This is a genomic window from Corynebacterium sp. ACRPF (assembly GCF_022347395.1).
GTDB lineage: Bacteria > Actinomycetota > Actinomycetes > Mycobacteriales > Mycobacteriaceae > Corynebacterium > Corynebacterium tuberculostearicum_D.
In genome coordinates this window covers 1-26,900 of the sequence record NZ_JAKRNB010000015.1, presented here as the reverse complement: position 1 = coordinate 26,900, position 26,900 = coordinate 1, and the positions used below count along the sequence as shown (strand labels likewise).

23 protein-coding genes are annotated in these 26,900 nt (G+C 58.4%); 9 read left to right on the top strand and 14 right to left on the bottom strand.

Going from position 1 to position 26,900, the window contains the following annotated elements; all coding sequences use genetic code 11:
- Positions 1–28: 28 nt before the first annotated feature.
- Complete coding sequence (gene nrdR, locus MHX61_RS08230) at positions 29–487, top strand: transcriptional regulator NrdR (RefSeq protein WP_005328590.1); 459 nt, start codon at positions 29–31, stop codon at positions 485–487.
- Here the strand turns inward: nrdR and hrpA are convergent.
- Positions 484–4,371 carry an ATP-dependent RNA helicase HrpA gene (gene hrpA / locus MHX61_RS08225; protein ID WP_239194044.1) on the bottom strand — a complete coding sequence of 1,296 codons (3,888 nt, stop codon included), beginning with the start codon at positions 4,369–4,371 and terminating at the stop codon, positions 484–486. The two genes, nrdR and hrpA, sit on opposite strands and share 4 nt — an antisense overlap.
- A 106-nt stretch (positions 4,372–4,477) precedes the next feature.
- Between hrpA and MHX61_RS08220 the strand changes: the two genes are divergently transcribed.
- A complete protein-coding gene (locus MHX61_RS08220) occupies positions 4,478–5,398 on the top strand; it encodes a hypothetical protein (RefSeq protein WP_239194042.1) in 921 nt (306 codons plus the stop codon).
- Positions 5,399–5,502: 104 nt separating this feature from the next.
- Here MHX61_RS08220 and MHX61_RS08215 read toward each other — a convergent pair whose 3' ends face one another.
- Positions 5,503–6,447, bottom strand: coding sequence for a hydrogen peroxide-inducible genes activator (locus tag MHX61_RS08215; protein WP_239194040.1), 945 nt, complete (start codon positions 6,445–6,447; stop codon positions 5,503–5,505).
- Between the two features lie 160 nt (positions 6,448–6,607).
- Between MHX61_RS08215 and MHX61_RS08210 the strand changes: the two genes are divergently transcribed.
- Positions 6,608–7,201 (top strand): peroxiredoxin, encoded by a 594-nt coding sequence (locus MHX61_RS08210; RefSeq protein WP_239194038.1) that lies wholly within the window; start codon positions 6,608–6,610, stop codon positions 7,199–7,201.
- Positions 7,202–7,298: 97 nt separating this feature from the next.
- Positions 7,299–7,823 (top strand): carboxymuconolactone decarboxylase family protein, encoded by a 525-nt coding sequence (locus MHX61_RS08205; protein WP_239194036.1) that lies wholly within the window; start codon positions 7,299–7,301, stop codon positions 7,821–7,823.
- Between the two features lie 87 nt (positions 7,824–7,910).
- Here MHX61_RS08205 and MHX61_RS08200 read toward each other — a convergent pair whose 3' ends face one another.
- Both MHX61_RS08200 and MHX61_RS08195 read right to left on the bottom strand, forming a co-directional pair.
- Entirely contained in the window at positions 7,911–10,454 is a 2,544-nt protein-coding gene (locus MHX61_RS08200; protein WP_239194034.1) for a DUF3516 domain-containing protein, read from the bottom strand.
- A gap of 34 nt (positions 10,455–10,488) precedes the next feature.
- On the bottom strand, positions 10,489–11,553 hold the full coding sequence (locus MHX61_RS08195) for a PAC2 family protein (protein WP_204608713.1): 1,065 nt from the start codon (positions 11,551–11,553) through the stop codon (positions 10,489–10,491).
- A gap of 225 nt (positions 11,554–11,778) precedes the next feature.
- On the opposite strand from MHX61_RS08195, the gene MHX61_RS08190 reads away from it, so the two are divergent.
- Positions 11,779–12,882, top strand: coding sequence for a DUF4192 domain-containing protein (locus MHX61_RS08190; protein WP_239194032.1), 1,104 nt, complete (start codon positions 11,779–11,781; stop codon positions 12,880–12,882).
- A 12-nt stretch (positions 12,883–12,894) separates the two neighbouring features.
- Here MHX61_RS08190 and galE read toward each other — a convergent pair whose 3' ends face one another.
- From galE to MHX61_RS08145, 9 genes are all read right to left on the bottom strand, one after another.
- On the bottom strand, positions 12,895–13,881 hold the full coding sequence (gene galE, locus MHX61_RS08185) for a UDP-glucose 4-epimerase GalE (RefSeq protein WP_204608719.1): 987 nt from the start codon (positions 13,879–13,881) through the stop codon (positions 12,895–12,897).
- Between the two features lie 2 nt (positions 13,882–13,883).
- A complete protein-coding gene (locus MHX61_RS08180; protein WP_005328577.1) occupies positions 13,884–14,561 on the bottom strand; it encodes a metal-dependent transcriptional regulator in 678 nt (225 codons plus the stop codon).
- Positions 14,562–14,783: 222 nt separating this feature from the next.
- Positions 14,784–15,797, bottom strand: coding sequence for a sigma-70 family RNA polymerase sigma factor (locus MHX61_RS08175; protein WP_005325073.1), 1,014 nt, complete (start codon positions 15,795–15,797; stop codon positions 14,784–14,786).
- A 182-nt stretch (positions 15,798–15,979) separates the two neighbouring features.
- Positions 15,980–16,759 carry a transcriptional regulator gene (locus MHX61_RS08170; protein WP_239194030.1) on the bottom strand — a complete coding sequence of 260 codons (780 nt, stop codon included), beginning with the start codon at positions 16,757–16,759 and terminating at the stop codon, positions 15,980–15,982.
- Positions 16,760–16,918: 159 nt separating this feature from the next.
- Entirely contained in the window at positions 16,919–18,292 is a 1,374-nt protein-coding gene (locus MHX61_RS08165; RefSeq protein ID WP_204608726.1) for an L-serine ammonia-lyase, read from the bottom strand.
- A 46-nt stretch (positions 18,293–18,338) separates the two neighbouring features.
- Positions 18,339–19,754 (bottom strand): HAAAP family serine/threonine permease, encoded by a 1,416-nt coding sequence (locus MHX61_RS08160; RefSeq protein WP_204608729.1) that lies wholly within the window; start codon positions 19,752–19,754, stop codon positions 18,339–18,341.
- 358 nt (positions 19,755–20,112) lie between these two features.
- On the bottom strand, positions 20,113–20,556 hold the full coding sequence (gene dtd / locus MHX61_RS08155; protein WP_239194028.1) for a D-aminoacyl-tRNA deacylase: 444 nt from the start codon (positions 20,554–20,556) through the stop codon (positions 20,113–20,115).
- Positions 20,557–20,598: 42 nt separating this feature from the next.
- Entirely contained in the window at positions 20,599–22,170 is a 1,572-nt protein-coding gene (locus tag MHX61_RS08150; protein WP_204608736.1) for a class I SAM-dependent methyltransferase, read from the bottom strand.
- Between the two features lie 15 nt (positions 22,171–22,185).
- Positions 22,186–22,560: a DUF3099 domain-containing protein gene (locus tag MHX61_RS08145; protein WP_239194026.1), complete on the bottom strand. Its 375-nt coding sequence runs from the start codon at positions 22,558–22,560 to the stop codon at positions 22,186–22,188.
- A gap of 137 nt (positions 22,561–22,697) precedes the next feature.
- On the opposite strand from MHX61_RS08145, the gene MHX61_RS08140 reads away from it, so the two are divergent.
- From MHX61_RS08140 to MHX61_RS08125, 4 genes are all read left to right on the top strand, one after another.
- Positions 22,698–22,949, top strand: a complete 252-nt coding sequence (locus MHX61_RS08140) for a DUF3039 domain-containing protein (protein WP_005325062.1) — start codon at positions 22,698–22,700, stop codon at positions 22,947–22,949.
- Positions 22,946–24,712, top strand: coding sequence for a DEAD/DEAH box helicase (locus MHX61_RS08135; protein ID WP_204608737.1), 1,767 nt, complete (start codon positions 22,946–22,948; stop codon positions 24,710–24,712). The genes MHX61_RS08140 and MHX61_RS08135 overlap by 4 nt, the downstream gene beginning before the upstream one ends.
- 266 nt (positions 24,713–24,978) lie before the next feature.
- Complete coding sequence (locus tag MHX61_RS08130) at positions 24,979–25,449, top strand: hypothetical protein (protein WP_239194024.1); 471 nt, start codon at positions 24,979–24,981, stop codon at positions 25,447–25,449.
- A gap of 233 nt (positions 25,450–25,682) precedes the next feature.
- Entirely contained in the window at positions 25,683–26,267 is a 585-nt protein-coding gene (locus tag MHX61_RS08125; RefSeq protein WP_239194022.1) for a hypothetical protein, read from the top strand.
- Between the two features lie 149 nt (positions 26,268–26,416).
- On the opposite strand, the gene MHX61_RS08120 is transcribed toward MHX61_RS08125, so the two are convergent.
- On the bottom strand, positions 26,417–26,900 hold a 484-nt coding region (locus MHX61_RS08120), incomplete at its 5' end, for an integrase core domain-containing protein (RefSeq protein ID WP_239194020.1).

Here is a 26,900-nt window from a genome sequence, read left to right as displayed (position 1 = left end):
GCGTATCAACGTCAGTGAAAGGACCACTGTGTATTGCCCCTTTTGTCACAATGAGCAATCCCGCGTCATTGACTCGCGTGTGGTCGATGCTGGAGCGTCGATTCGTCGCCGGCGCGAGTGCGCTTCGTGCAAGGGTCGCTTTACCACGGTTGAAAAGGCCGTGCTGCTTGTCGTGAAGAGAAACGGTCTGGCCGAGCCCTTCAGTAGAGATAAATTGATCCGCGGTGTCCGTCGTGCCTGCCAGGGACGAGACGTAAGCGACGATGCCCTGAAGAAGCTTGCGCAAGAAGTTGAGGAGACGGTGCGTAGTCATGGCTCCTCGCAGGTCAACGCGAACGAGATTGGTTTGGCCATCCTAGAGCCACTGCGTGACCTTGATGAAGTGGCTTATCTGCGCTTCGCCTCCGTGTATAAATCCTTTGAAAGCGCAGATGACTTTGAATCCGAGATTCGGCTGATGCGAAGGCGCGATCGCGAGGACTTTTAGCGCAGTTTGTCCACCGCCTTTTGGATACGGCGGAGTGAAACGGCGTGGGCTGTGCCAAGGCGCTGGGCGAAAAGAGATACTCGAAGTTCTTCAATCATCCAGCGTACGTCCTTGACCTCGCGGGTCTTTTCGCGGCCGGCCGGGAGGTTGCGAAGGCGGTTGGATAGGTAGGCCTTGGCGTTATCTACCTCGGCTTGGCGGTCTGCATCGCGGTCCGGGTCAAGGTTCATGTCCTCTAGACGAATGCGCATGGCTTGGATATATCGCGGGAGATGACGCAGATGGGACATTCCATGGACAGTGATGGCATTTCGGGGGAGGAGGAAATCCAATTGTGCGCGCATGTCATCGATTGCTGGACCGTCCCAATGCGCGAGTTCGGCTCGCAGATTGGAGTATTCGGCAAGTCCGGGGGCAATAGCTACCACTGCCTGGCGTACGCGTCCTGGGACCTGGGGTTTGACGGTGTCCTTGAGCTGCTGGAACGCCGAGGGGGTGCGGACCGGGCCGCCGGCTTCGAGCATCAAGTCGCGGATGGCGGCTACGCGGGCGTCGTTAACCAAGCCGTCGGCGCCGCCGTGCGGATAGGAATCGACAGCGACGCGCTGTTGCAACGGCAAGCCCTTGACCATTTGTGGAGCATTAACGGATATCTCACGCATGAGGAGGGTGAGTGTGGTCGTGACCATGGCGGCATCTGCGGCGGCCTTGGTGGGATGGACCTTGAGCTCGACGCCGTCCTTTGTGGCGACTAGGGCGGGGTAGGCGGTGACTTCGTGGCCGTCGACGGTGGTCGTAACCGTGTCATCGATGGTGCCGAGGGTGTCGTCGGTCCATTCGCTAACGGCGGTGGACTCGGAGGTGCGCGAGACGCGGGATACGGAGGACTTGATGTGTCCGGCCTGCCGTCGGACGAGCGCCGCGAGGTCGCGGTCCGAGTCGACGATTTTGCCGCGCTTATCGATGGCCCCGTAGTTCATCCGCAGGTGGGCGGGTAGCTTGCTGGCCTGGAAGTCGGTGGCGTTGATTCCTTGACCGCCGAGTTCGCGGAGGACGTCGGCAAGCTGCTGGGTGATGGGGCCTTCATAAGGGATGAGGCGGTCGATGGCGCGCTCGGCAAATTCGGGCGCGGGTACGACGGTGCGGCGCAGGGCCTTGGGCAGGCTGCGGATGAGCTCGGTGACGAGCTCGAGGCGCAGACCGGGAACGAGCCAATCGAAGCCTTCGGTATCCAAGCCGGCGAGCATAGGAATGGGAACCATTACGGTAACGCCGTCGAGAGGATCGCCGGGCTCGAACTTGTAGGTCAGTTCGTAATCGATAGAGCCCTTGCGCCAGTGGTCGGGGAAGGATTCCTCGGTGACATCATGGGAGTCATCGATGAGCTTAGCGGGATCGAAATCCAGCAGATCCGGGGTGCGGCGGCGCTCCTTTTTCCACCACGAGTCAAAGTGGCGGCCAGTGGTAACTTTTTCCGGAATGCGCTGGTCATAGAAATCGAAGAGCGTGTCTTCGTCTACGATGAGGCCGCGGCGGCGGGCCTTTTCTTCGTATGCGGCGGCGTCGTCAAGCGCTTGGGCGTTGGCCTTGAAAAAGGCGTGGTGGGTGTTCCAGTCGCCGGCGATAAGGGCATTGCGGATGAACATATCGCGGGCAGCGGCGGGATCAACGCGGTGGTAGGGCACGGAGCGGTCGGCCACGATGGGCACGCCGTAGAGCGTGGATTTTTGGTGCGCGATGGCGGCGGCGCGCTTGCGAGACCAGGTGGGCTCGGAGTAGTTGTGCTTGAGCAGATCCGCACCGAGCTTTTCTACCCAGGCAGGATCGATGGCGGCGACATCGCGCGCCCAGAGGCGGGAAGTTTCCACCAGCTCGGCAGCCATGAGGAACTCGGGAGGCTTTTTAGCCAAAGCGGAGCCGGGGAATACCAGGAAGCGGGTGTTGCGCGCGCCCTGGAACTCCTTGGAATTGCCATCGCGGGCGCCGATATTGGATAGCAGGCCCGAAAGGAGAGACATGTGGATGTCATCGGAGCGGCGCTCGGTGCCTTCCTGGTAGGTCCAGCCCAGCTGCTTGGCGACGTCCTTGAGCTGGCGCACCAAGTCAAACCACTCCCGGATGCGCATGTAGTGGAGGAATTCCTGCTTCATGCGCTTGCGGAACTTATTGCCGGATTGCTCATTGCGGGTTTGCTTGATGTAATCCCATAGCTTGAGCATGGACAAGAAATCCGAGGTCTTGTCCTTGAAGCGAGCGTGGGCTTGGTCGGCCTGGGCCTGGAAGTCGAGGGGACGCTCGCGCACATCTTGGATGGTCATGGCGGCAACGATGACCATGACATCATCGAGGCATCCGTTGGTATTGGCTTCAATGAGCATGCGCGCCATGCGCGGATCCAGTGGGATGCGGGAAAGATCGCGGCCGATGGTGGTGAGCGAGGGCTTGTCCTGCTTGTCGTGGAGGGCGCCGAGCTCGTGGAGGAGTGTGAGACCATCGCGGATGGCCTTGTGCTCGGGAGGTTGGATGAAGGGGAATTGTTCGATATCACCGAGCTTGAGCGAAACCATTTGGAGGATGACACTCGCGAGGTTGGTGCGCAGGATTTCTGGGTCGGTGAACTCGGGACGGCTTTCAAAATCCTGTTCGCTGTAGAGGCGGATGGCGATGCCGTCGGCAACGCGGCCGCAACGGCCGGAGCGCTGGTTGGCGGAGGCCTGCGAGATGGGCTCGATAGGCAACCGCTGGACCTTGGTGCGCGTGGAATACCGCGAGATACGGGCGGTGCCGGTATCGACGACATAGCGGATGCCGGGCACGGTAAGCGACGTTTCGGCGATATTGGTGGACAAGACGATGCGGCGGCCGCGGTGCTCGCTAAACACGCGGTGCTGCTCTTGGTTAGATAGGCGGCCAAAGAGGGGAGTGACCTCGACGTTTTTCCACTTTTTGCCTTCGATGGCCTCCATGGCATCGCGGATATCTCGCTCGCCAGGGAAGAAGCACAGGATATCGCCGTCGCCTTCGCGCATGAGCTCTTCGATGGCCTCGGTCAAGCCGTCGAGCGGGTCTTGGTCCACGACTTTTCCGCCGGCTTCGAACTCGAGCGGCCGGTAGCGGATTTCTACGGGGTAGGTACGACCGGAGACTTCGATGATGGGGGCGGGGTTGCCGTCGGCATCGGCAAAGTGGGCGGCAAAGCTTTCTGGGTCGATGGTTGCGGAGGTGATGATCACCTTGAGGTCGGGACGCTTGGGCAATAGGCGCTTCAAGTAGCCCAAGAGGAAGTCGATATTGAGCGAACGTTCGTGGGCCTCATCGATGATGATGGTGTCGTACTTATTGAGGAAGCGGTCGCGTTGCATCTCGGCGAGCAGAATGCCGTCGGTCATAAGCTTGACGGCGGTGGTCTCAGAGACGCGGTCATCGAAGCGGATGGCGTAGCCGACGGACTCGCCGATTTTCTGATCCAATTCCGCGGCGATGCGTTCGGCCACGGTGCGCGCTGCAATACGGCGCGGCTGGGTATGGCCGATGAACCCGCGCCGGCCGCGGCCCAGCTCGAGGCAGATTTTCGGGATCTGGGTGGTCTTACCAGAACCGGTCTCACCAGCGATGATAACGACCTGATTGTCCCGAATTGCCTCGGCGATATCGTCCTTGCGGGCGGTGACGGGGAGGGCGTCGGGGTAGGAGATGGTGGGAACGGCGGCGTCGGTAAGCGCGACGCGCTCGGCCGCGGCATGGATTTCAGCGCCGATTTCTTGCAGCGCTTTAGGGGCGCGAGCCTTCTTGAGACGGCGGCGGAAGGAGCGGGCCTCGGCCAAAGTGACATTTTCGAGTGCGGCGAAGAGCTCGTCGCGAGAAGGGGATTCGTTCTTAGTCATGACTAGGCAACGAGTTTACCCGTCCACCTGAAATGAGGAAAAAGTTGTTAAAGTGAAAATACTTATCCATTTTTCTATGTGCATTCCTGAAGGAGGAGCACCGCCTATGACGAACCCGTATTCGGGTGGAAATGACGATTTTCCTCGCTATGAGCCGACCAACCATCCTGAGGATCGGCCGGACTACGGCCAGCTTCCATCGTATGGTGGCGCCCACGAGGGCAACGCCCAAGGCTATGCCGGCTACCAGGCAGGCGGGCCTCAGCACACCGGAAAGGTTTCGGCCGTTGATGCCGTTTCTTGGGCTTTTCGGGCTGTCTTTGGCAACTGGAAGCTATGGATTTTAGGAACGTTGCTTGCTGGCTTCCTCGGCGTAGTCTTTTTCGCTATTTCTGGCGGAGTAGGCGCTGCAACGGCGAGTGCCGATGGCGATCTCTCCGCTAGTTCCACGATCATGCAAATCATTTCCTGGGTGATTGGCATCGTGCTAACTCTGGCGCTTATGCGCCTAGCGCTTTTCCAGATTGATGATTCTCGCACCGGGTGGGGCTACCTATTTAAGAATGTGCGCTGGTGGCAGCCACTAGTCATTATGTTTGTCATCGGTATTGTCATCGGTGTTGTAGCGGGTCTTATCTCGTTCCTGGCTCTGCGTGGTTCGGCGGCGAAGCTGGCTGGCGGTGCCGAGCAGCTTTCCGATGAAGAAGCGTTCACCGCCGTCATGGGCATGCTCGGCGTCATGGCTGTGATTTCGCTGATTAGCTTCTTTGTGCAGCCGCTGTTCTCCCTGATGCAGTGGTTCGCGGCTGACGGCGATAGCGTTGATGACGCCGTGAAGAAGGGCTTTCAGGCAGGTAAGAATAACTACGGTCAAATGTTGCTACTGGCAATTTTGAACTTTTTCATCATTGTGGCCGGTTTCTTGCTTTTGGGCATCGGCCTCATCGTGGCTTATCCGGTCACACTATTGGCGCAAGCGCACATGTTCCGCCAGTGCGCGGGTCGCAACACCCTCCCGCAGGTATAGCACCAGATAGGTAAAGGCCACCGTTTCCCGCTTGGGACGGTGGCCTTTGGCGTGCTTGGCGACGCCCAGGGGCAACTAGAGGCAGTGTCCACTGCCGATTGTGGCTACTGCTGGGAGCGCTCTATCGCCTTGTTGTAGGCGGCGGTGATGAGCGTGCCGAATTCGCGGAATTCTTCGCTGCGGGCTGCAGAGGAGCGGAAGACGAGGCCGACCTCGCGCTCGGCTGTGACGTCGGGGGCGAAGTGGGCTACGGCTACATCCTTGCCATGGCATTCGGTCGCGAGGGCGGATTCGGGGACGAGGGTGCAGCCCAGCCCGCCCATGACCAGCTGCATGATGGTGGTCAGGGAGGAAGCACGGGTGACGGAATTGGTGGCCTCGGCGGGGTTGATACTGGCGTGGCGGCAGAGATCGACGACCTGATCGCGCAAGCAGTGGCCGTCGTCAAGCAGCAGCAAATCCAAGTCCTTGAGCTCCGCAAGCTCGACATCCTCGCGGCCGGCGATGGGGTGATCGGGCGGGCAGACAATGGAGAATTTCTCCGTGTAAAGCGGGCTATCGACCATGCCGGTGGCCTCGGATGGAAGGGCCATGATGGCAAGGTCCAAGTTGCCGTTGCGCAGGCGGGTAATGAGGTGCTGGGTTTGCTCCTCGACGAAGCGCGGCTCGAGCTCCGGGTAAGCCTGCGCAAGCATGGAGAGCAGATCGGGGAGGATGTAGGGGGCGATGGTGGGGATAACGCCGATAGTCAGCGGGCCGGCAAGGGTGCCGTTGGCGCCGCGAGCGTGAGCGAGGAAGGTATCGGCTGCTTCAAGCGTTGCCTTGGCGTAGGGGAGGAGGGTCTCACCGGCCGAGGTGACGATGACTTTGCGGGTCGAGCGCTCGATAAGCTGCAAGCCCAATCCCTGTTCGAGGGCAACGAGGCCCTGGGAGAGGGAGGGTTGGGAAATCTCGAGTTTGGCGGCCGCGGTACCAAAGTGCTTGTTTTCCGCAACGGTGACGAAGGTACGCAGCTGAGCAAGTGTAGGGCGGTACTCTTTATTATGCATGCCTATTACTCTAACACTTACCTATAGGATTTGCTATTGACGCGAGCGAAAAAGATGGTATAACTGATCGTGTTGGGCCGGATGCGGTCCGGCCCCGCTGCTTGTATGTCAAGCAGCAGGACACTTAGAGGAAAAGCCTTTGATAAAGGAGTTGAAGACTATGCCTATTTTGACCGTCGGCGAGAAGTTCCCAGAGTTCAATCTCACCGCCCTGACAGGTGGCGACCTGCACAACGTCAACGCTAACCAGCCGGAGGACTACTTCGAGCAGGTATCCCTGGACAAGTACGAAGGCAAGTGGAAGGTCGTCTTCTTCTACCCGAAGGACTTCACCTTCGTCTGCCCGACCGAGATCGCTGCCTTTGGCAAGTTGGACGAGGAGTTCCAGGACCGCGATACCCAGATCCTCGGCGGCTCCACCGATAACGAGTTCGCTCACTTCAACTGGCGCGCAACCCACCCGGACCTGAAGGAAGTTCCTTTCCCGATGTTCTCCGACGTGCGCCACGACCTCATCCGTGCACTGGGCGTAGAAAACGCTGATGGCGTTGCTGACCGCGCCACCTTCATTATCGACCCCGATGGCGTTATCCAGTTCGTATCCGTCACCCCGGATGCTGTCGGCCGTAACGTAGACGAGGTGCTGCGCGTGCTCGACGCCCTGCAGTCCGAAGAGGTCTGCGCTTGCAACTGGGAGAAGAACGACCCAACCAAGAACATCAACAAGATGGACGTCGTACAGTCCGCACTCTAAATCTCACTGAGATGCAGGTTTACCCCGCTTTCGTAGCGGGGTTTCCTTTTAAATCCAGCGCAGTAAATTCCTATCAAAACCTCAAAGGAGAAAAGCTATGTCTATTGATAATCTGAAGTCTTCCCTACCGGAGTACGCCAAGGACCAGAAGCTCAACCTGGGCGCCCTGACCCGTTCCAAGGACCTGGACGAGGAGCAGCTCTGGGGCTGCCTGCTGGCATCGGCCGCCGCAACCCGCAATGACACCGTGCTGTCTGAGATTGCGGAGGAAGCAAAGGAGCACCTCTCCGAGGAAGCTATCGAGGCAGCCTACGGCGCAGCCACCGTTATGGCTATGAACAACGTTGCCTACCGCGCCAAGGGCTGGTTGGGCGATGACTACGCACAGGTTAAGTTCGGCCTGCGCATGAACATCATCTCCAAGCCAGGCGTGGACAAGGCCAACTTCGAGCTGTGGAATACCGCAGTCTCCGCCATCAATGGCTGCGAGCACTGCCTGGGTGCTCACGCTCACGAGCTCAATGAAGCTGGCCTGAGCAAGGAGCAGGTCTGGGAGGCCGTCAAGGTTGCGGCCGTTGTCCAGGCTGTGGCACAGGCCATCCAGATTGAGGCCGCACGCTAAAATAGCCGGCCTTTAGCCGCGCTCGCGCTTGCCGACGCCCCCTCACTCGGGGCGTGGCAGCCAGGGCGGCTTTGTCGTTTTCGCTGGCTAGTACTCCACGCGCAGGTCCGACAGCCGGACTTCGCCGGCCTCATCGGAGGCATCGAGATCTACCGTAGCGACGAACTGGTAGGCGTGGTCGCCGTCTGGGTCCTTGATGATCTGGCGCACGGACCACGCACGCGAGTCAGTATCGCCTAGGCGGAAAAACTCCGGGCCGCGGGCCTCGGGGCCGGAATCGATGTCATCATACTCATCGAAATAGTCATCCAGGATAGCGCCGAAGTCCGGCACCTCGTCCAAGTAATCGAGCAGGTCCGCCAAACGATCTTCCTTTTCCAATGCAAAGAGCTGCACCAAGCGGAACATGTAATTGCGCACCATGATGGTAAAGGCGCGGCGATTGGCCGTGAGCGCGGTGGGGTCCTCCACACCAAAGGCCAGCTCGCGGTCCACCGTGTCTTGGTCGATGGGGGAGTCTTCGCCGGCCATCTGCGCCCATTCGTCGACAAGCGAGGAGTCCACTTGGCGGATAAGCTCACCTAGCCAGACAACGATGTCCTCGAGCTCCGGAGTGTTGTACTCGTCCGGAATGGATTGCTTAAGGGTGCGCCAGGCGTCGGTCAGGTAGCGCAAAATCACGCCCTCGGAGCGGGCCAGGCCATAGGTTGCGACCAGATCCGAGAAGGTCATCGCATTCTCGAGCATGTCGCGCACCACGGACTTGGGGCGCAGCTCGAATTCCTTGACCCACGCATTGGTCTCAGCGAAAGTATCGTAGGCCTGCTCCAACAGCTCCTCGAGCGGCTTCGGCCAAGTTATATCCTCCACCATATTCATGCGGTCGGTGTAGTCCACACCGTCCGCCTTCAGCGCGGCAATCTCTTCGCCGCGGCGCTGCTTCTGCTGAGCGATGAGCACCTGGCGCGGGTCATCCAGGATGGCCTCGAATACGGAAATGACGTCCAGGTTATAGGTCTCCGCTTCCGGATCCAGCAGCGAGAGCGCGGCTAGGGCGAATGGACCCAGTGGCTGGTTGAGCGCAAAGTCACGCGGCAACTCTCGCACCAAATGGTAGGGACGGCCGTAAATATCCAAACCCTTGGTGGATTTTTGTACCACGCCGGAATCTACTAGTCCGCGGAAGAGATCGATGGCGGTGAGAATGTCCTTATTCTGTTTGCTGCGATTATCGTGATTGTCTCGCAGTAGGTGGCGTATGTGCTCGTAGCCATTGCCATGGCGCGCCAAGACGTTGAGCAGCATGGAATTAGAAACGCGGAACTGAGAGGTAAGCTGTTCCGGCTCAGCCTCAGTAAGGCGCGCGAAAGTCTTCTCGGACCAGGACACCTCGCCTTCTCGGGCGGACTTTTTCTTAAGCTTCTTCAAGCGTTTGGGGTCGTCGCCGATGCGGCGGCGTTCCTTGGCATTTTCGATCTCGTGCTCGGGGGCCTCGACCACCACAGTGCCCTCGGTGTCATAGCCGGCGCGGCCGGCGCGGCCGGCAATCTGGTGGAATTCGCGCGATTTGAGGATGCGTTGGCGCTGGCCATCGAACTTGGCAAGCCCAGTCATCAGCACGGTGCGGATGGGCACGTTAATACCCACTCCTAAGGTATCGGTGCCGCAAATGACCTTAAGCAGGCCCTTTTGTGCCAGGCGCTCCACTAGGCGGCGGTATTTGGGCAGCATGCCCGCGTGGTGGATGCCGATGCCCTTGCGCAAGAGCTTGGACAGATCTTTGCCAAAGGCAGTGGTGAAGCGGAACCCACCTATTTCTTGAGCAATCGCTTCCTTTTCTTCCTTGGTAATGATCCCCGAAAGTGAGGTGAGCGCCTGGGCGCGCTCGGCCGCTTCACGCTGCGAGAAGTGCACCACGTAGATGGGTGCCTTCTTATCGGCCAAGAGCTCCTCGATGGTCTCGTGCACCGCGCTAAAGACATAGGAGAAATCCAGCGGGACAGGCCGCGTGGTGCCGGCGACGAGGTTGGTGGCGCGGCCAGTGCGGCGGGTGAGATCATCTTCTAGCCACTGAGTATCGCCCAAAGTGGCGGACATGAGCAGGAACTGCGCCTTGGACAACTCCAGCAGCGGCACCTGCCAGGCCCAACCGCGATCCGGCTCGGAGTAGTAGTGGAACTCGTCCATCACTACTTGGTCGATATTGGCCTCGGCGCCATCGCGCAGCGCAATATTGGCCACAATCTCGGCGGTGGCGGCGATGATGGGGGCATTGCCATTAACGGTGGCGTCGCCAGTCATCATGCCCACATTTTCGGCGCCGAAGATATCGCACAGGGCAAAGAACTTCTCGCTCACAAGGGCCTTAATCGGCGCAGTATAGAAGCTGCGCTGGCCACGAGCTAGGGCGATGAAGTGTGCAGCATTAGCCACCATGGACTTTCCCGAGCCTGTAGGGGTAGCGAGGATAACATTATCGCCGGCCAAAATACCGAGCGAGGCTTCTTCTTGCGCTGGGTACAAATTGATACCCCGGCCGGTGGTCCACGAGGTAAAGGTATCCCAAATTGCCTCGTCTACGAGGGACTCGGGTACTTCCGTTAAATCTGGCAGCAGCTGAGATAAGTTCACCCCCACCACCTTAGCGGCGATGGGGGCGGGTTAGTTAGATATCGTCACCTAAGTCGCCCTCGCCCGAAGCAGAATCAGTGCCATCCTTGCCATCATCGGACTGCGGGCCTTCCTCTTCGGCGGAATCTTCGCGGTCATCGATCTCGGTATTGATGATCTGCTGGCTTTCTTCTTCATCCAAGGAAGCCAAAAATGCCTGGAACTCCTCGCTGATTTCCTCACCGGTAGGCATGGGCTCCTCGCCAGGCATGATCGCCTGCGGATGCTCCTTGCGGTAGCGCTCCATATAAGCGTCATATTGCTGCTCGAGTTGTTGGACTACGCCTTCGATCTCATCCGAGCCACCAACTTGCTCCTCCAGCTGGTTTTCCACGCGAGAAATATCGGCCTCAATGCTGCCCAAAGGAATGTTGAGGCGCGCCGCCCGAGCCACCGAATCCAGCAACTGGTACGTGGCCTGCGGATAAGGCGAAGCTGCCAGATAATGCGGCACGTGGACGGTATATCCAGCCACCGTGCGGTGCTTATCCGCCAGAGCCTTTTCCAGATACAGCGCGGCGGAGCCTGGCACCATCATGGTGGAATCCATCGAGAGCATGTGCTCAGTCAAGCGGGAGGAGGTGCCATGGGCCGTAACCACCGTGGGGCGGGTATGCGGCACCGGCATCGGCGCGGCATAGAGCATAATGGTGTCTTCGATGTTGAACTTTTCCACCAACTTCACCACGGCGGTAGTAAACGCCTCCCAGCGCATGTCTGGTTCAGGGCCAGACAGCAGTAGGAAGGTCTTTCCGGAATTATCGCGCAGGACCTTAATACCAAGATCCATGGATTCGATTTCCAGCGCCCGATCCTTATCAATCGTGATGGCTGGGCGGCGCGAGCGGTAATCAATCAGCTCATCAGAGTTAAACGACGCCAGCTGACGGCCTTCCAAAGCGGCCTTCAGGTGGTCAGCACTTGCCTCAATGGCCTGGCCAGCGTCAGCATAGCCGTGCATGGCAACAATCATGGTGGGGCCTTGTCCGTCACCGGAATCATCCCTAATCACCGGAGCCGGATATTCCAGCTCATACATGCGGCGATCTTCTTCGTGCATGTTGTGTTACCTCCTTGCATTCTTACCTACCCCAACGCCGCGCGCGTGCCTACTATTCCCGCGCGCACTGCGAGGTTAAATAAACAATTGTGCCCCAAACCGCTGCGCATTGCCAGCGCAATCCCGGGCGGGTTGTGGAAAGCCGCTAGCCGACGCCCCCCTTCACCCCACCTATCCACAGATCCCCACCACCTAATCCTTAGCGGCCTATGCATAGTTGCGCTCATGGTTGAGGCTGGGGCCATGGACATCACAACACCAACTCAGCCCATCCGTACGCCCGGCGATATCCTCGCCAATATCCCAGGAATCCTCGGATTCTTTCCCACCGAATCAGTCATCCTCATCTCCATCCAACCCAGCCAACGCGGATACAGCATCGGACCAGTAGCCCGCCTCGATTTGCACGATGTGCCTGGTGCCCTGCACGAGGTGATGGATGCGTTTCACTGCGGAAACCCCGAAATCATTTTTTGCTTCGTGCTCTCCCAGCGCGAGGAAGGAGAGCTCTGGGACATTCTGCAGTCTCTTTACCATTTCCAAGACCGGACAGGTATGGGCATCGATGCCTGCTGGCTGTCCGAAGAACTATCCACCGATACCGCCTATGACCTCATCTTTGGCCACGCCACAGAAAGCGGCGAGGGCCCGCTGCAGAATTGGATGGAAGGAACCATACCCGCCATCTCGACGAGCCACACGATGCGCGCCTGCGTGAATAACGGGATGCTTCCGGAACTTAGCCGTCATGACTTGGTCCAGCGTTTCAAGGACCCGAACCCATACTTTGGGGAAGAAGAGATAAGGGCCATGGAGCGATGCGCCGAAGAGATTGCCCGCCAACTGCGCGCCGGGCACGGATACGGCACTACAGATCCAGTGCAGGTGGTCAAGCACCTCATTGCCGATGTGCTCTATGTGCTCAGCGAGGTCGAATCGCTGGAGGAAACCCTAGAAAATGAAGAATTGTTGTGTGTGGCAGCCATGTGGATGTCTACCACCTGGACCCGCGACCTAGTCATTACGGAGCTTGTCTCCGCGCCGCAGGAAGCAGGTGACCTGTTATTGGCGGTAGCCCGTACATTCCAGGGGTCTATTCGCTACAACGCCCTAGCTTTGTATGCTGCTAGCCAGGTGTCTCACGAATTCGGAATTTATGCCGGTCCGGCGCTGGCAGTAGTAGTAGAAGAGGCGCCCCATCACAATTTGGGGCGCCTCATAGCGCAGGGGTATCGCAGCGGTATGGGAAAGCGGTTGGTCTCCAGCCTATGCCATGGTTGCGAGCTAGCCCGCGAAGCGGCGGGGCTCCGCGTTGACAGCCCCGCCTAACACGCGCGGCGTCTAGGACCGCTTTGCGGAATGTGCCTTATCGCCAAGCTGTCGGGTGAAGTTCCACGCGTCGGTGACGATGGTTTCCAGGTCCGTACGGGTGGGATTCCACCCGAGTTCCCGCTGAATCTTCTCTGAGGAAGCGATGAGCGTAGCTGGGTCGCCCGCGCGGCGCGGGGCCACCTCAGCCGGAATATCGTGGCCGGTGACCTTGCGACACATCTCGATGACTTGCTTGACGGAGTACCCATCGCCAGAACCCAAGTTGTAAATGCGGTGCTTGCCAGATTCGTTGGACTCGAGGGCAAGCACGTGGGCGTCGGCTAGATCGCGGATATGGATGTAGTCACGCACTGGGGTGCCGTCTGCGGTATCCCAGTCATCGCCGAACATGAAGATCTTATCCCGGTGGCCCAAAGCAACCTGCAACACGATGGGGATGAGGTGGGTTTCTACCTCGCGGTTCTCGCCAATATTTCCGTAGGCACCAGCCACATTGAAATAGCGCAGCGAGGTAGCGCCCAGGCCGTAGGCGTGGGCAAAGGACGTGATCATGTAGTCGATGGCCAGCTTGGTCGCACCATACGGATTGGTGGGCTGGGTTGGCATGTCTTCCGTAATCGGGACTTGGTCGGGCTCACCGTAGGTTGCAGCGGTGGAGGAAAAGACGAGGTTTTTGACGTCGTTATCCCGCATGGCATTAAGCAGTGTCAGGGTAGTAACGACGTTGTGCTGCCAGTACTCATCTGGCTTTTCCACGGATTCGCCCACCAAGGAGCGCGCAGCGAAGTGAATGACGCCTTCGAAGCCACCTTCGCCCAGGACATCGGCAGCCTTGTCCGCGACGTCGCCCTCGATGACGCGGGCGGCTTCCGGAACGGCCTCACGGTTGCCGGTGGAGAAATTATCGATGATGGTTACGTCATGGCCTTGTTCGACCAATACTGCGGCGCAGACGCTGCCCACGTAGCCGGCGCCACCGGTAACGAGAAGCTTCATAGCTATACCTCCACGCGCACTGCGTGCGCCAAATCGTCGGAAAGCACGACGCTGCCACCTTCCGGTGTCGACAGTGTGATCGTGCCGCTGTTATTGACCACAGATACCTTGGCGCCCACACGAATGCCGGCATCGGTGAGCTCCTGGAAGGTGCCATCATCAACCTGCAGGATTTCATTGACCTGGATGACGGTCGCGGAGACCTGCTCGCCATTGGGGAGATCGACCGCCCGGGTGCCCTGGTCCGGCTGCGGAACATCGAAGCCAAGTGCAGACAGTGCCGGAATAGGATTGCCAAAGGGGGACCGCGTCGGGTCATCGAGAACGGCGACCATGCGCTTTTCCACCTCTTCACTCATGACGTGCTCCCACCGGCAGGCCTCGTCGTGGACCTTGGCAATGTCGAGCCCCAGGACGTCGGTAAGCAAACGCTCTGCCAAACGGTGCTTGCGCATGACTGCGGTTGCTAGGTCGCGGCCCTTGTCCGTGAGATCCAAACTGCGGTCGGTGCGCACGTGCAAAAGGCCATCGCGCTCCATGCGGGCCACAGTCTGAGAAACCGTAGGTCCGGACTGCTCCAAACGCTCCGCAATGCGGGCGCGCAGGGGAGTAATGCCTTCTTCCTCTAGCTCGTAGATGGTCCGCAGATACATCTCCGTTGTATCAACTAGGTCCCTCACGTGGGCATACCTTTCTGTGTGAATACAGTTACGCGGCTATAGTCCCGTCCAAGAACGGGAAAGCGCTTTCTAGACTCTGCAGTCCAGATTAGCCTACCCAAGGCTTGGCTCGCCGCTAGGAACCAAGCCGATGCCTTATCCACGCCAAACCCCGAGCCCATGGCGGTACGTTGCCAAATGGGCCCGGGGATAGGATGTGCTGCCGAATGCAGTAGGCGTGGATTACAAAGCGTACTCGCGCAGGCGATCGGCGCGGTTTCCATCGCGCAGCTTTGCCATGACTTCGCGCTCAATCTGGCGTACACGCTCGCGTGAAAGGCCGAAGCGGCGGCCTATCTGATCCAAGGTGCGCGGAACACCATCATCGAGGCCATAACGCAGGCGGATGACGTCCTGCTCGCGCTTCTCTAAGGTGTCAATCACACCGCGGATATCGGAGTGGCGCATAGATGCGACGACCGCAGTTTCAGCATCGGTAGCTTCTGCATCTTCAATGAAGTCGCCCAAAGGAGCTTCTTCATCGGTACCTACCGGCATATCGAGAGAGACCGGATCGCGTGACTGGCGCAGCAGCATTTCAATCTTGTTCTCATCAATACCGGATTCTTCCGAAAGCTCCTCGTTGGTAGCTTCGCGGCCCAATGATTGATACATCTCGCGCTTAATACGAGAAAGCTTGTTAACCTGCTCAACCAAGTGGACTGGGAGGCGAATGGTGCGGGACTGGTCAGCCATGCCGCGGGTAATCGCCTGACGAATCCACCAAGTGGCGTAAGTGGAGAACTTGAATCCCTTGGCGTAATCGAACTTCTCCATTGCGCGGATAAGGCCTAGGTTGCCCTCCTGGATGAGATCCAGCAGTGGCATACCGCGGCCGGTGTAGCGCTTGGCCAGCGAGACAACTAGGCGCAGGTTGGCTTCGAGCAGGTGGGAGCGTGCCTTCTTGCCTTCGCGGGCGAGGATCTTTAGGTCGCGCTTTTCGGCACGGGTGAGCTTTTCTGCGTTATTGAGCTTGTACTCCGCGTACAGTCCAACCTCGATGGCCTGAGCGAGTTCTACCTCATCTTCCGCGCTGAGCAGTGCGGTCTTGCCGATGCCGTTGAGATAGACGCGGACGAGGTCGGCAGAAGGATTATCGTTGGTTTGGTTGCGGCGAGATCCGCGGTCTACTTCCTGTTCTTCATCAGTAGTGGCACTTGAAGTGCCCTTGGCGGTGGTGGCAGATGTCTTCGTCATAGTGAAGCCTCCTGAATTTGTCGCCGGTTTCACACAGTACAACGGAGTCTTTAGCGATTTAGTTCCCAGTGCAGAGAGAATTAGTAAAAACAGTTGGTCCCCGTGGTACAACTCCACCTTTTCGGGGGAGAGGTACCACGGGGAACGGTTACGAGCTGCGAATAGCTTGGTATGTGGAACTACTATCCGCGCACCTGGACGAGGTAGCGGTAGATAGTCGGTTCAGATACGCCTAGGCGCGTCGCTGCCGCGGCAATTCCGCCTTTAAGAAGGAAGAATCCTGCATCCTCAAGGTCAGAGACCACTTCGAGTCGCTCCTCGCGCTGCATGCGAGGTACTGGCGTGCTCTGGTTAGAAATTGCGGAATTCAACATGGAATCTAGAAGGTTCTCTACGTTGGAACGCAAAGACTCGCTGACTTCTTCCTTCTCTGGCTCCTCTTCCGCAGCCTCGTCTTCTGGAGCCGGGTCTGGTACCGCGACGGGTCGCTGCGGCTGCTCTTCCGTGCCGGGATAGCCGCCGAAGGCCTTCGACTTATCAAATGCGGGATCATCGGCGTTGCCGATAAGTGCGGCGGCAGTATCGCGAATGTGTACCAACTCGGAGACGTCAACATTGATGCACAGCATGCCGCGCATATGGCCAGAGTCGTCTCGGATGAAATAACTAGAAGAGCGGCAAATTTTGCCTTCCGCATTGACGGCGCGGTAGCCGGTCATCATGGGGATTGCTGCGGCATCGCCTTGTTTCATAAACCACAGAGCGAAGTCGGTCACGGGGCCGCCTAGCTGCCGGCCAGAGATGTGGCCGTTGGCGATGGCCATGATGGATTTATCGGGGACGTCGAGATCGTGCAGCACGATTTCGGTGTTGGGGCCCATTGCCTTACCGAGGAATTCGACGAGGGGAATGTACTGCTCGAGGAAATTTTCTTCGGAGGCACTGCCGCTAGGGAAATTCATTAGCTGAAGCATGTCCTTTAATTCCTGTCAGGTTATAGAGAAGATATCACACGGAAGCGAGTAGGCGGAAGGGGGGGAACTAGCGCCAAGAAGGCCGGGTGAACACAAGCGGCTTAGCGCTGTGCTCACCCGGCTCATCGCTTCTCTACAGGGTGGTCTCTATCCACACACCGGAACTGGTGGGTGAACTGCTAGGGCCAGGCCACCTTGTGAGGTCTCCCTGTACTTGGCGTTCATATCCTTACCAGTCTTATACATGGTCCAGATGACTTCGTCCAAAGAAACGCATGGCTTGCTCTCGCGCTCCAGCGCCATGCGGGCGCTGGTGATGGAGTCAACGGCAGCGACAGCGTTGCGCTCAATGCAGGGGACCTGAACCTGTCCAAGGACTGGGTCACAGGTCAGGCCTAGCTTGTGCTCCATGCCAATCTCGGCTGCAATGCAAACCTGCTCTGGGGTAGCGCCCATGAGCTGGGCGAGACCGCCAGCAGCCATGGAGCACGCTACACCAACCTCACCCTGGCAGCCGACCTCAGCGCCAGAGATGGAAGCGTTCATCTTGTACAGGGAAGCAATCTGGTTGCAGGCGAAGATGTAATCAGCAAACATCTCGGTGGTGACGGGCTCAACGAACTTGTCGTAGTAGGCCAGTACCGCCGGGACAACGCCGCAGGCACCGTTCGTGGGAGCGGTAACAACGCGGCCACAGGATGCATTCTCTTCAGAGATAGCCAGTGCGAACATGTTGACCCAGCTGAGGATGTTCAGACCATCGTGCGGTTCGGACTGCTCTAAGCGGCGCCTCAGGGCAGCGGCGCGGCGGGGGACAAGCAGGGAACCTGGAAGCGGACCGTCGGTAGCGGAGCCGCGCTCGATGCCGGTGTACATGACATCGCGGACCTTGCGCAGGTGCTCGTTGACTTCGTCTTCCGAGCGCAGGGCCAACTCGTTGGCCAAGCCAAGCTCCGGGAGGGTCATGTTGTTCTTCTCGCACAGCTCGAGCATCTCTGCGGCGCTAGCGTACGGGAAGGGGATATCAACCTTGGCGTCCGTGCGCTTGGCAAAGTCTTCCTGTTTGACGATGAAACCGCCGCCGACCGAGTAGTAGGTCTTGTGCAGGATGTCTTCCTCGCCGGCGAAGGCGATAAGACACATGCCGTTCTCGTGCATTGGGAGGTACTCATCGTGGAAGTAGAAGCCGCCGTCCTTGGGGAATTCCACCTCGTGGGAGCCGCCCAGCATGAGCTTCTCGCTGCTGCGGACGTTCTTCATGAATTCGGAGATGCCGTCGATATCAACTGTCTCTGGCTCTTCACCGGCGAGGCCGAGGAGGATGGCCTTGTCTGTGGAGTGGCCGATGCCCGTGAGGGAGAGGGAGCCGTAGACATTTGCCTGAACTCGAGTGACCTTGTCAAGGAGGTCCTTTTCCTTGAGTTCGTCCACGAAAGCCTTGCCGGCTTTCATTGGGCCTAGGGTGTGTGAGCTTGAGGGGCCGATGCCAATCTTGAACATATCGAAGATGCTGATGAACATTGTTCTTTCCTTGAATCCTCTGCGATTTTCTCGTCTGCGGCGGTACTTAGAAGGCCTGGACGATGGAGTAGATGATGGTTGCTAGGGCGACGAGGCCCATGAAGAAGACGAAGTAGTTGGAAGCCATGCCCTTGTAGCGCTTCAGCGCTGGGACCTTGTGGATGGCGACCATTGGGATGATGAAGAGCATGATGGCAATCGTCGGGCCACACAGGGTTTCAATCATGCCCAGGATGGATGGGTCAGCCCAGGCGACGAGCCAAGCGGTGACCAGCATGAAGATGAGGGTGATGGTATCGAGCTTGTGAGCGGACTCTGCGTCGTCCTTGCTTGCGTTCTTGCTGCCCTTGATGACGAGGCCTTCGAAGCCTTCGGCTGCGCCGAGGTAGTGGCCGAGGAAGGACTTAGCAACTGCAATCATGGCGATGACTGGGGCAATCCACTGGATAAGTGGGTTATCGAAGTGGTTGGCCAAGTAGGACAGGATGGTGATGTTTTGTGCCTTAGCGTCCGCCATGTCAGCCGGGGAGAGGCTTAGAGCGGTGGAGAAGACGAAGAACATAACCACGACGACCATGAGGATTTCTGCGCGGAGCAAGGTCTTGCGGGACTTGGCCTCAGCGAACTTGCCGTAGGTCTGGCGGCGGTCAACGGCGAAGGAGGAAATCATCGGGGAGTGGTTGAAGGAGAAGACCATAACCGGAACCAGCAGCATCAGGGTAACGCCCATGCTGTGGCCAGAAGCCTCGCGAGCGACGTTGAGGTCGAAGGAATCGAAGAGCGCGGTATTCCACTTCGGGATGAGGTAGAGGGAAAGCAGAACCAAGATGCCGATGAATGGGTATACCAAATAGGACATGACGTGAACTACGACGTCCTTGCCCATGCGGACGATTAGGATGAGGCCGCCTACCAGCAGGAGGGAGGTAAGCCAGCGGTCCGGAGGAGTAATTCCGAGCTGGTGCTCCAGGAAGGAGTTGACCGTGTTGGTGATGGTGACCGAGTAGACCAGCAGGATGGGGTAGACCGACAGGAAGTACAGGATGTTCATGAGCACACCAGCCTTCTTGCCAAAGTGCTCTTCCACGACGTCCGTGAGGTCACCGTCTGGCTTGGAACTGGACAGTACCAAGCGGGTCATTCCGCGGTGAGCCCAGTAGGTCATAGGCAGTGCTAAGACCGTCATGATGATAAGCGGGATGATGCCACCGATGCCGGCGTTAATGGGAAGGAAGAGGACACCAGCGCCGATTGCGGTGCCGAACAGGGAGAGCATCCATACGGTGTCTTCCTTATTCCACTTCGGTGCACCCTTCTGGCCATCGAACGGGGTGTCAATGCCAGGGGCGGGTGCGGATTCCTTGGATGAGGGAGCTGCCTTGGAGGCCTTGAGATCCTCAGGCATCTCAGCCTGGTTTTCTGGGTGCTGGGCCTTGTTGCGCCGCGTGATTGAGTGGGACATTTTCTTTCCTACATCTAGTTGGTCGGCCGAAGCGTTTGGGCTTCTGCAACCATGAGTGAGAAAAATTTTCTCACTCAATTTTGCGTTTGTAGGATTTTGAGAAACTATCTCGCATCCTGCATGTCCAGCCCTTTTGCTTCGCTGTGCCTTCAGTATAGAACAAAATCTTGCAGAATGATAATAAATTATTGCACTGCGAGTAGGGCATTTATCACTCTCTGAGAATTTGCATTCCCTTGCGCTTTATGGCTTGCTTTACACAAAATCCGGAAAAGTGGTTTACGTCACGGAATCGTTTGTAAAAGGTCCTGCTTAACACGATTTTCAGATCTCGTGGGGCGGAAATTGAGGGTGCGGGCTAGGTCTCTACCAAGACGGTGAAAGGTCCTTCACTCACAGAGGAAACGCGCATTTTAGCCCCGAATTGGCCTGTTTCTACTGACACGCCGTGTTCCCTGAGGCTCGCAATAATCGCCGCGATGACCGGTTCGGCCTCGGGTCCTGGAGCGGCATCCGCCCACGAAGGGCGTCGCCCTTTGGCAGTGCGGCCGTACAAAGTAAATTGGCTCACCACAAGCACGGGCGCTCCGGCATCAATGACTGACACTTCGCCATCAAGAATGCGCAGTTCTGCAATCTTGCGTGCCATCTTCTCAGCGCGGGGCTGCCAACCATCCATATCCTCGCGTGAGACCCCAATTAGAGCGAGAAGGCCACCGGTTTCGGGACTAGTAATGGCCCCTACGGTCTCTCCATCGACGGTCACTGTGGCCTCTGATACCCGAGTCAAAACTGCGCGCATGGTTTACTTCTCCTTATATAACGAGTGGGGGACAGTGTGGATCTAGCTGAGGTCCGGCGAATCGGTATCCAAGAGGAGATCAGCTGGGATAAGCAGGCCATGTCGGACCATATCGATCACGGCGGGTAGGGCAGCAGTAGTAAGTTCTGCTTCGTCGAATCCGTGCGCCGCCGCATACAGGCCAATGGTTTCTTCCAGGTTCAAGCCCTGTGGGTTGAGTCCGGCGACAATGGCAGCGATGTGTTCATCTACTTCGTGGCTCCAGCGCGGACCGTCGGTGCGAGTAAGGCGTAGAGCGGCCCGTGTAAATCCCTGGCCCAAATCCCCATCTGGGGTGCTGATATCTTCGCGTGCCAGCCCCGGGCGTACCTGGAAGTGCTTTCCCTGTAGCTCGCCGGGTACTAGGTCGCGCAACCACGCCACACGGGCAAAGTATTCTTCTACTTCAGGTCCAAGTGGGTCGCTAAAGGCCTGCGGCATTTCTTCGGCCAAGATATCGGCAGGTTCATCGTCGCCGATGCGTTGGATAGCGACAAATCCAAAGCCAATGCCATTGACCTCATGTTGCTGGAAATGTTCCAGCCAGGCGCGAGAGCGCTGTTGTCCTTCAGGGGAGCGTACATCCAGGGATTCATCCTCGAGCCAGGTGGACACATAGAGTGCGGGATCGGCTACGTCGCGCTGGATGATCCAGGCAGCAATTCCCTTGTCTGGCAGCCAGGAGGCAACGCGTTGCTGCCAGGTCTCGCCGCTGGTGTGTACCCAAGCTGCCAGAAGGTGAGCCGTGCCGCCAGGGGTTAGGTGATCGGTGGCCCGAGAGACAACCAGCTCGCTGGCACCGTCCAGATTTAACCCGGAATCGCGGTAGACGTGGCCAACTTCGGGAAGGCCAACAACAAAAGGTGGGTTAGCTACGAGGCGGTCAAAGCGGCGGCCGGCTACGGGGGCGAACCACGAACCTTGCAGCAATTCCACTTTCTCGCTATCGCCAGTAGCGGCAATGGTAGCCTCGGCCAACTCCAATGCACGCTCATGCACGTCGGTGGCGGTAATCTTTTCAGCGCAATCGAGCTGCCCCAGCAATTGGACGCCCGAGCCAGTGCCTAGATCTAAGACGCTGCCCACTGGGCTTACTGGCGTGGATTGCAGCAGCGAAAGGCTTGCCGCACCAACGCCAAGCACATGGTCTGGGCCAGGTACGTGGTCGACCAAGGAGGCGTCGACGTCGGAGAAGATGAGACGGTTGGCGCCAACGATGGTGTGGGGGCGGATATCGAGGGCAATGTAGGCCTTGCCATGGGCGTCGGCAAGCGCAACATTGGCATCGAGCAACTGGGTAGCCAAGCGCGCGCCTACCGCCTCGCCCAAAAGCGTGGCCGGTAGGTGTTCATGCAGGAGGAAGAAGCGGATCAAAAGATCCAATTGAGATTCGCTGTGCGCGGCGAGCGCAACTGGTGCGGGTTCGCCGCGGAAGAGGGCCTCGGTAACTTCCGGACCTAGGTGCCCGGCTACGCCATCGGTAGTAAAACCGGCGGCGGTAAAGACGTCGGAAAGCTCTGCGGCCAGCGTGGCTAGCGCGGTGGCATCAAAGTCGGGGCCAAAAGCGGTCGTCATGTAGGCAGGAATCCTTTACTCTTCTTCGTGATCAATGATGTCGTGGTGTGCCTCAATAGGCCGGGCAGTGCCGCCGGATACCTGTGGGGCGTGGGTCTGGCTATAAAGCTGCCGGTTCATGGCTGGCTTGTACACGTTTTTCTCGCGCTTATCCTTCTTTTCTCCCCGGCCGTTGCCAATCACCACGGCTATCCAGGGGAGGGGAAATGTCACGCCCACAATGATGGCGGCTAAAAGCCACCAATGCATATAGAGGAAATAACCGGCGATGAGCAGGGAAGGAACGCGCAAAAACTGAAAGATTCCGTACCGGATTTCGCGGCGCTTGCGGTCCTGGCCAGGCGAGAGCTTGGCATCTGTGATGAGGTAGCGCTCTTTTTTGCCAAACAACCTAGACTCGGCTCCCCTCGTGCGCATCGGCGTTCCCTCGATAAGGGGAGAAGGGCGCAGTGGTTGGCGTGCATGACGTGTACATGTTCTCCAAGGGTAGCCGCCTGACTCGCAAAGTTCGATGCCGATGCGGCAAAATGGAGTGCGTGACTACGACTACGAAGACAATTGAACGGCCAGATATTCGTGAAGACACTTCGACGACGGATAATGACACGCCGAAGTTCTTCCACTACGTCAAAAAGGATCACATCCTCGATTCCGCGGTGAACGGCAAGTACGTCGTTGCGCTGTGCGGCGAAACTTTCCCGGTGACCAAGCAGGCAAAGCCGGGTTCTCCGGTGTGCCCCGATTGTGAGCGTGTGTATAAGGGTCTGCGCCGCAAGTGAGGACTTTTAAAAAGACTAACCTTCGCGCCTGGCAGCAATCCGCCCTCGATAAATTCCTCGCCACTAAGCCGCAGGACTTCATGGCGGTGGCGACCCCGGGCGCCGGAAAGACTACTTTCGCACTGCGCATTGCCACCGAGCTCATGGAAGACCGTACGGTCGAGCGCGTAATCGTGGTGGTGCCTACCGAACACCTCAAGACCCAGTGGTCGAGCGCTGCCGCGCGCGTGGGTCTGGCTCTAGATCCGGCGTTTAGCAATTCCTCCGCCGTTAATCCCTCGATGGACGGCATCGTGGTGACTTATGCGCAGGTGGGTATGCACCCCTTCAAGCACCGCGCGGTGGCCTCGGCTCGGCGCACTTTGGTGATCCTTGACGAGATTCACCATGCAGGCGACGCCAAGAGCTGGGGCGATGGCGTCAAGGAAGCCTACGACGATGTCAATCACCGCCTGGCCTTGACCGGTACGCCTTTCCGCTCCGATGACTCGCCCATTCCATTCGTCCAATACGTGGACGATGGGGAGGGGCACAAGGTATCCCGCTCGGACCATACCTATGGCTATGGCGATGCGCTTGCCGACGGCGTCGTGCGCCCCGTTGTCTTTCTTTCTTACTCTGGCGAAGCCCGCTGGCGCGACTCGGCCGGCGAGGAACATGCAGCCCGTTTGGGCGACATTATGAATGCGGAGCAAACCGCCCGAGCGTGGCGCACCGCCTTGGACCCCAAGGGTGAGTGGATCCCTGCTGTGCTGCAGGCGGCGCATACCCGCCTGATGCAAATGCGGCGCAATATGCCGGATGCCGGCGGCCTTGTGCTGGCTTCGGATACGACGACCGCACGCGCGTATGCCAAGATCCTCAAACAGCTTTCTAATACGCCAGTGTCGGTGATTTTGTCTGATGATCCCGGTTCCTCGGACCGCATTCAGGAGTTTTCTGAGTCCACCGATGAGTGGATGGTGGCAGTCCGCATGGTGTCCGAGGGCGTCGACGTCCCGCGCCTTGCGGTGGGCGTTTATGCTACCTCGGCGTCGACACCTCTCTTTTTCGCCCAGGCCATCGGCCGCTTCGTGCGCTCGCGCATGCCGGGCGAGACGGCATCGGTTTTCCTTCCATCGGTTCCTGTGCTGCTGGGCTTGGCGGAAAATATGGAAAAGTCCCGCGACCACGTCTTGGGTGAAGAAAAGCCCGACAAGGAAGGCTGGGACGACGAACTGCTAGAGCAGGCGAATCAGAAAAAGACCGAACCAGACATGCTGGAGAAGTCTTATGAGTCGCTTGGTGCCGAGGCAGAGTTTTCGGGGCTCCTCTACAACGGTTCTCAGTTCAATACCGGGGATATGACCACCGATGAGGAAGCGGATTTCCTTGGCATTCCCGGGCTACTGGATGCGGACCAAGTAAAAGACTTGCTGCGCAAGAAGCAATCCGAAGAAATGGACCGCCGCGAAGCGGAGGAAAAGGCGCGGCGCGCTGCTGAGGCGGAGGAAGCTCACCGCCGTAAGCTCTACGGCATGGACTATGCGCCGGCCTCGCGGAAGAAGTCTATGGAGTCTGAGTCCAGCGACACCGGAGTCGTCGATGAGCTAGGCCAGCTGCGCAAAGAGCTCAATACGGTCGTATCCATCGCTGCCCAGCGCTCGGGCCGCCCGCACGGTGCGATTCACACCGAGGTCCGTAAGGCCTGCGGTGGACCGCCCACCGCGCTCTGCAACGCCGACCAGCTACGCGAGCGCATCGAGTACCTGCGCAAGTGGTAGGTGACGCTACGTGGTAGGCGGTCATGGTCAAAGTCAAGAGAAAGCAGGGCCGGATTGGGAAAGTACTCCAGTACCTTTCGTGCGGTGCACTTCTAGCGCAGTGCACTCCTAGCGCGGAGTCCACCCAGCCCGGCCTTTTCTGCGCTCTACCAGAAAGCGACCGCCGTACAATGCGCAGCCAGCGTGGGTAACGTAGTTAAAAGCAATAGAACGATTAGCAATAACACGATTATGGCTTTTGGGCTGCACTCAAGGAGGCCAATCGTATGACCACCCCGAACGACCCTCACACCCCGGGCAACGGAAAGAATTCCGACAGTACCGAAGGCGCGGTATACCCGGCCTTTGCCGGTGGCGGTGACGGTTACGGTTATTCCCCGGCCGAAAAGAAAAGCGTGATTGCGGTGTGGGCTCTCATTATCGGCATCATTGCGCTGGTGTCTTTGCTCCTAGTTGTTCCACCGCTGCTGCTAGGACCGATTGGCATCATCGTCTCCATCATCGCATTGCTAAAAGGCAAGAAGCGACCAAAAGAGCTGCGCCGCGCCTGGATGTCCATCGCCGGCTTGATTACCTCAATTATCGCTTTAATCTTGTCCGTTGCTTTCTTAATTTACTTGTATACGCACATTGGTTGGACGATGACGCCTGACCCTGAAATGTGCACGACCATCGATGACCCAGCGCAAAAGCAAGCCTGCATGGAAGATTCCTTGAACGGTTCTACTCAAAACTAGGCGTTTCCCAAACGCCGAATATCGCATCCTCCCACCCATGGCACCATCCATGTGGAGGTGCGCAAGGCTTGCCGCGGCCCGACCGCCCACAAACTCGGCCACTCGGTAGTTGCCAGTTATTTCACAGGTTCTGTAAGTAACGTGGCCGAAAGCGATTACAAATGCGTAAGTTATTAGAATCACATATTCGATAAAGAGCACCCAATTAGGGCTGCCCCAAGGAGGCCAACCACATGACCACCCCGAACAACCCAGAGAACCCGGACAACGCGAAGAACCCATTTAGCAGCGACAGCACCGGCAAGCTGCCCTCCTACGGTGAGGCAACCTCCAAGGCCAACGAGGAGCACACCCACGACGCAAACAACTACGGCGTAGACAACACCGCTCACGACCACGCCTCCCACGATGCTTACGGTACGGACGCAACCGCCGCTGGCGCCAGCTACCCGGCCTACGCTGGTGCCGGCAGCCAGCCGGCAAAGAAGAACGCAGTTGCTATCTGGGCACTGGTCATCGGCATTATCGCGCTGCTGTCCCTGCTGCTGATCGTTCCGCCGCTGCTGCTCGGCCCAATCGGCATTATCGTTTCCATCATCGCCCTAGTCGTTGGCCGCAAGCGCCCGAAGGAGCTGCGCCGCACCTGGATGTCCGTCGTCGGCCTGGTTACCTCTATCTTGGCCTTGGCCGGCACCATCGCCATCATGGCCTTCGGCGTGAAGATTCTCGGTGACACTGGCGCCGACAAGTGCCTGAACATGCAGGACCCTGCCCAGCAGCAGGCCTGCATGGAGGACACCCTGGGCACCGCATCATAGCAGTAAGGGAAATACCCACACACTGCATTTAGCAGCCCCCACGAGCCCCGACCACATACGTGGTTGGAAGGCATGTGGGGGTCTTTATGTCTCGTGGAAGTCGTGGGGTTGCCCGCAAATCGTGGACACGTAGTGGAGCTACCTAGTGGTTAGGCAGCTATTTCTTTTCTGCTGGTGGTTAGACCAATGTGGTTCTCGAAGTCGACGGGGCTTACCATACCGAGTGCGGAGTGTCGGCGCCGGCGGTTGTAGACGACTTCAATCCAGTAGGCAACGGCCTTGCGTGCGGCATCACGGGTCGCCCAGCGCTTACGGTCGTAGAACTCGGTTTTAAGCGTTGACCAGAATGACTCGGCCATCGCGTTATCGAAGCACACACCGGTACGCCCTACGGACTGAGCAATGCCCAGGTTGCGGCAAACTTCCCAGAGCTTCTCGCTGGTAAATTGGAGCGTGTCAAGTTGTTTGTGTGTGGGGCTGGGTTTATAGGTATTTGTCGAAGCGGTCGGGGTAGGCCACGGCCATTTGGTTGATGGCTTGTTTCCAGCCGGATACTCGGGCTCCTTCCATGAGTCTGCCGGCTGTTCTTGAGACTCGTTTACCTTGCTTTGCTCTCTTGGCGGCTCGCTTGTC

Coding starts and splice junctions, on each gene's coding strand:
- MHX61_RS08125 (WP_239194022.1), top strand. CDS start 25,683: ATGACCACCCCGAACAACCCAGAGAACCCGGACAACGCGAAGAACCCA.
- dtd (WP_239194028.1), bottom strand. CDS start 20,556: ATGCGCGCAGTTTTGACTCGGGTATCAGAGGCCACAGTGACCGTCGAT.
- MHX61_RS08130 (WP_239194024.1), top strand. CDS start 24,979: ATGACCACCCCGAACGACCCTCACACCCCGGGCAACGGAAAGAATTCC.
- MHX61_RS08160 (WP_204608729.1), bottom strand. CDS start 19,754: ATGTCCCACTCAATCACGCGGCGCAACAAGGCCCAGCACCCAGAAAAC.
- MHX61_RS08165 (WP_204608726.1), bottom strand. CDS start 18,292: ATGTTCATCAGCATCTTCGATATGTTCAAGATTGGCATCGGCCCCTCA.
- MHX61_RS08215 (WP_239194040.1), bottom strand. CDS start 6,447: ATGCATAATAAAGAGTACCGCCCTACACTTGCTCAGCTGCGTACCTTC.
- MHX61_RS08195 (WP_204608713.1), bottom strand. CDS start 11,553: ATGCACGAAGAAGATCGCCGCATGTATGAGCTGGAATATCCGGCTCCG.
- MHX61_RS08170 (WP_239194030.1), bottom strand. CDS start 16,759: ATGAATTTCCCTAGCGGCAGTGCCTCCGAAGAAAATTTCCTCGAGCAG.
- MHX61_RS08175 (WP_005325073.1), bottom strand. CDS start 15,797: ATGACGAAGACATCTGCCACCACCGCCAAGGGCACTTCAAGTGCCACT.
- hrpA (WP_239194044.1), bottom strand. CDS start 4,371: ATGACTAAGAACGAATCCCCTTCTCGCGACGAGCTCTTCGCCGCACTC.
- MHX61_RS08220 (WP_239194042.1), top strand. CDS start 4,478: ATGACGAACCCGTATTCGGGTGGAAATGACGATTTTCCTCGCTATGAG.
- MHX61_RS08210 (WP_239194038.1), top strand. CDS start 6,608: ATGCCTATTTTGACCGTCGGCGAGAAGTTCCCAGAGTTCAATCTCACC.
- MHX61_RS08205 (WP_239194036.1), top strand. CDS start 7,299: ATGTCTATTGATAATCTGAAGTCTTCCCTACCGGAGTACGCCAAGGAC.
- galE (WP_204608719.1), bottom strand. CDS start 13,881: ATGAAGCTTCTCGTTACCGGTGGCGCCGGCTACGTGGGCAGCGTCTGC.
- MHX61_RS08150 (WP_204608736.1), bottom strand. CDS start 22,170: ATGACGACCGCTTTTGGCCCCGACTTTGATGCCACCGCGCTAGCCACG.
- MHX61_RS08190 (WP_239194032.1), top strand. CDS start 11,779: ATGGTTGAGGCTGGGGCCATGGACATCACAACACCAACTCAGCCCATC.
- MHX61_RS08140 (WP_005325062.1), top strand. CDS start 22,698: ATGGAGTGCGTGACTACGACTACGAAGACAATTGAACGGCCAGATATT.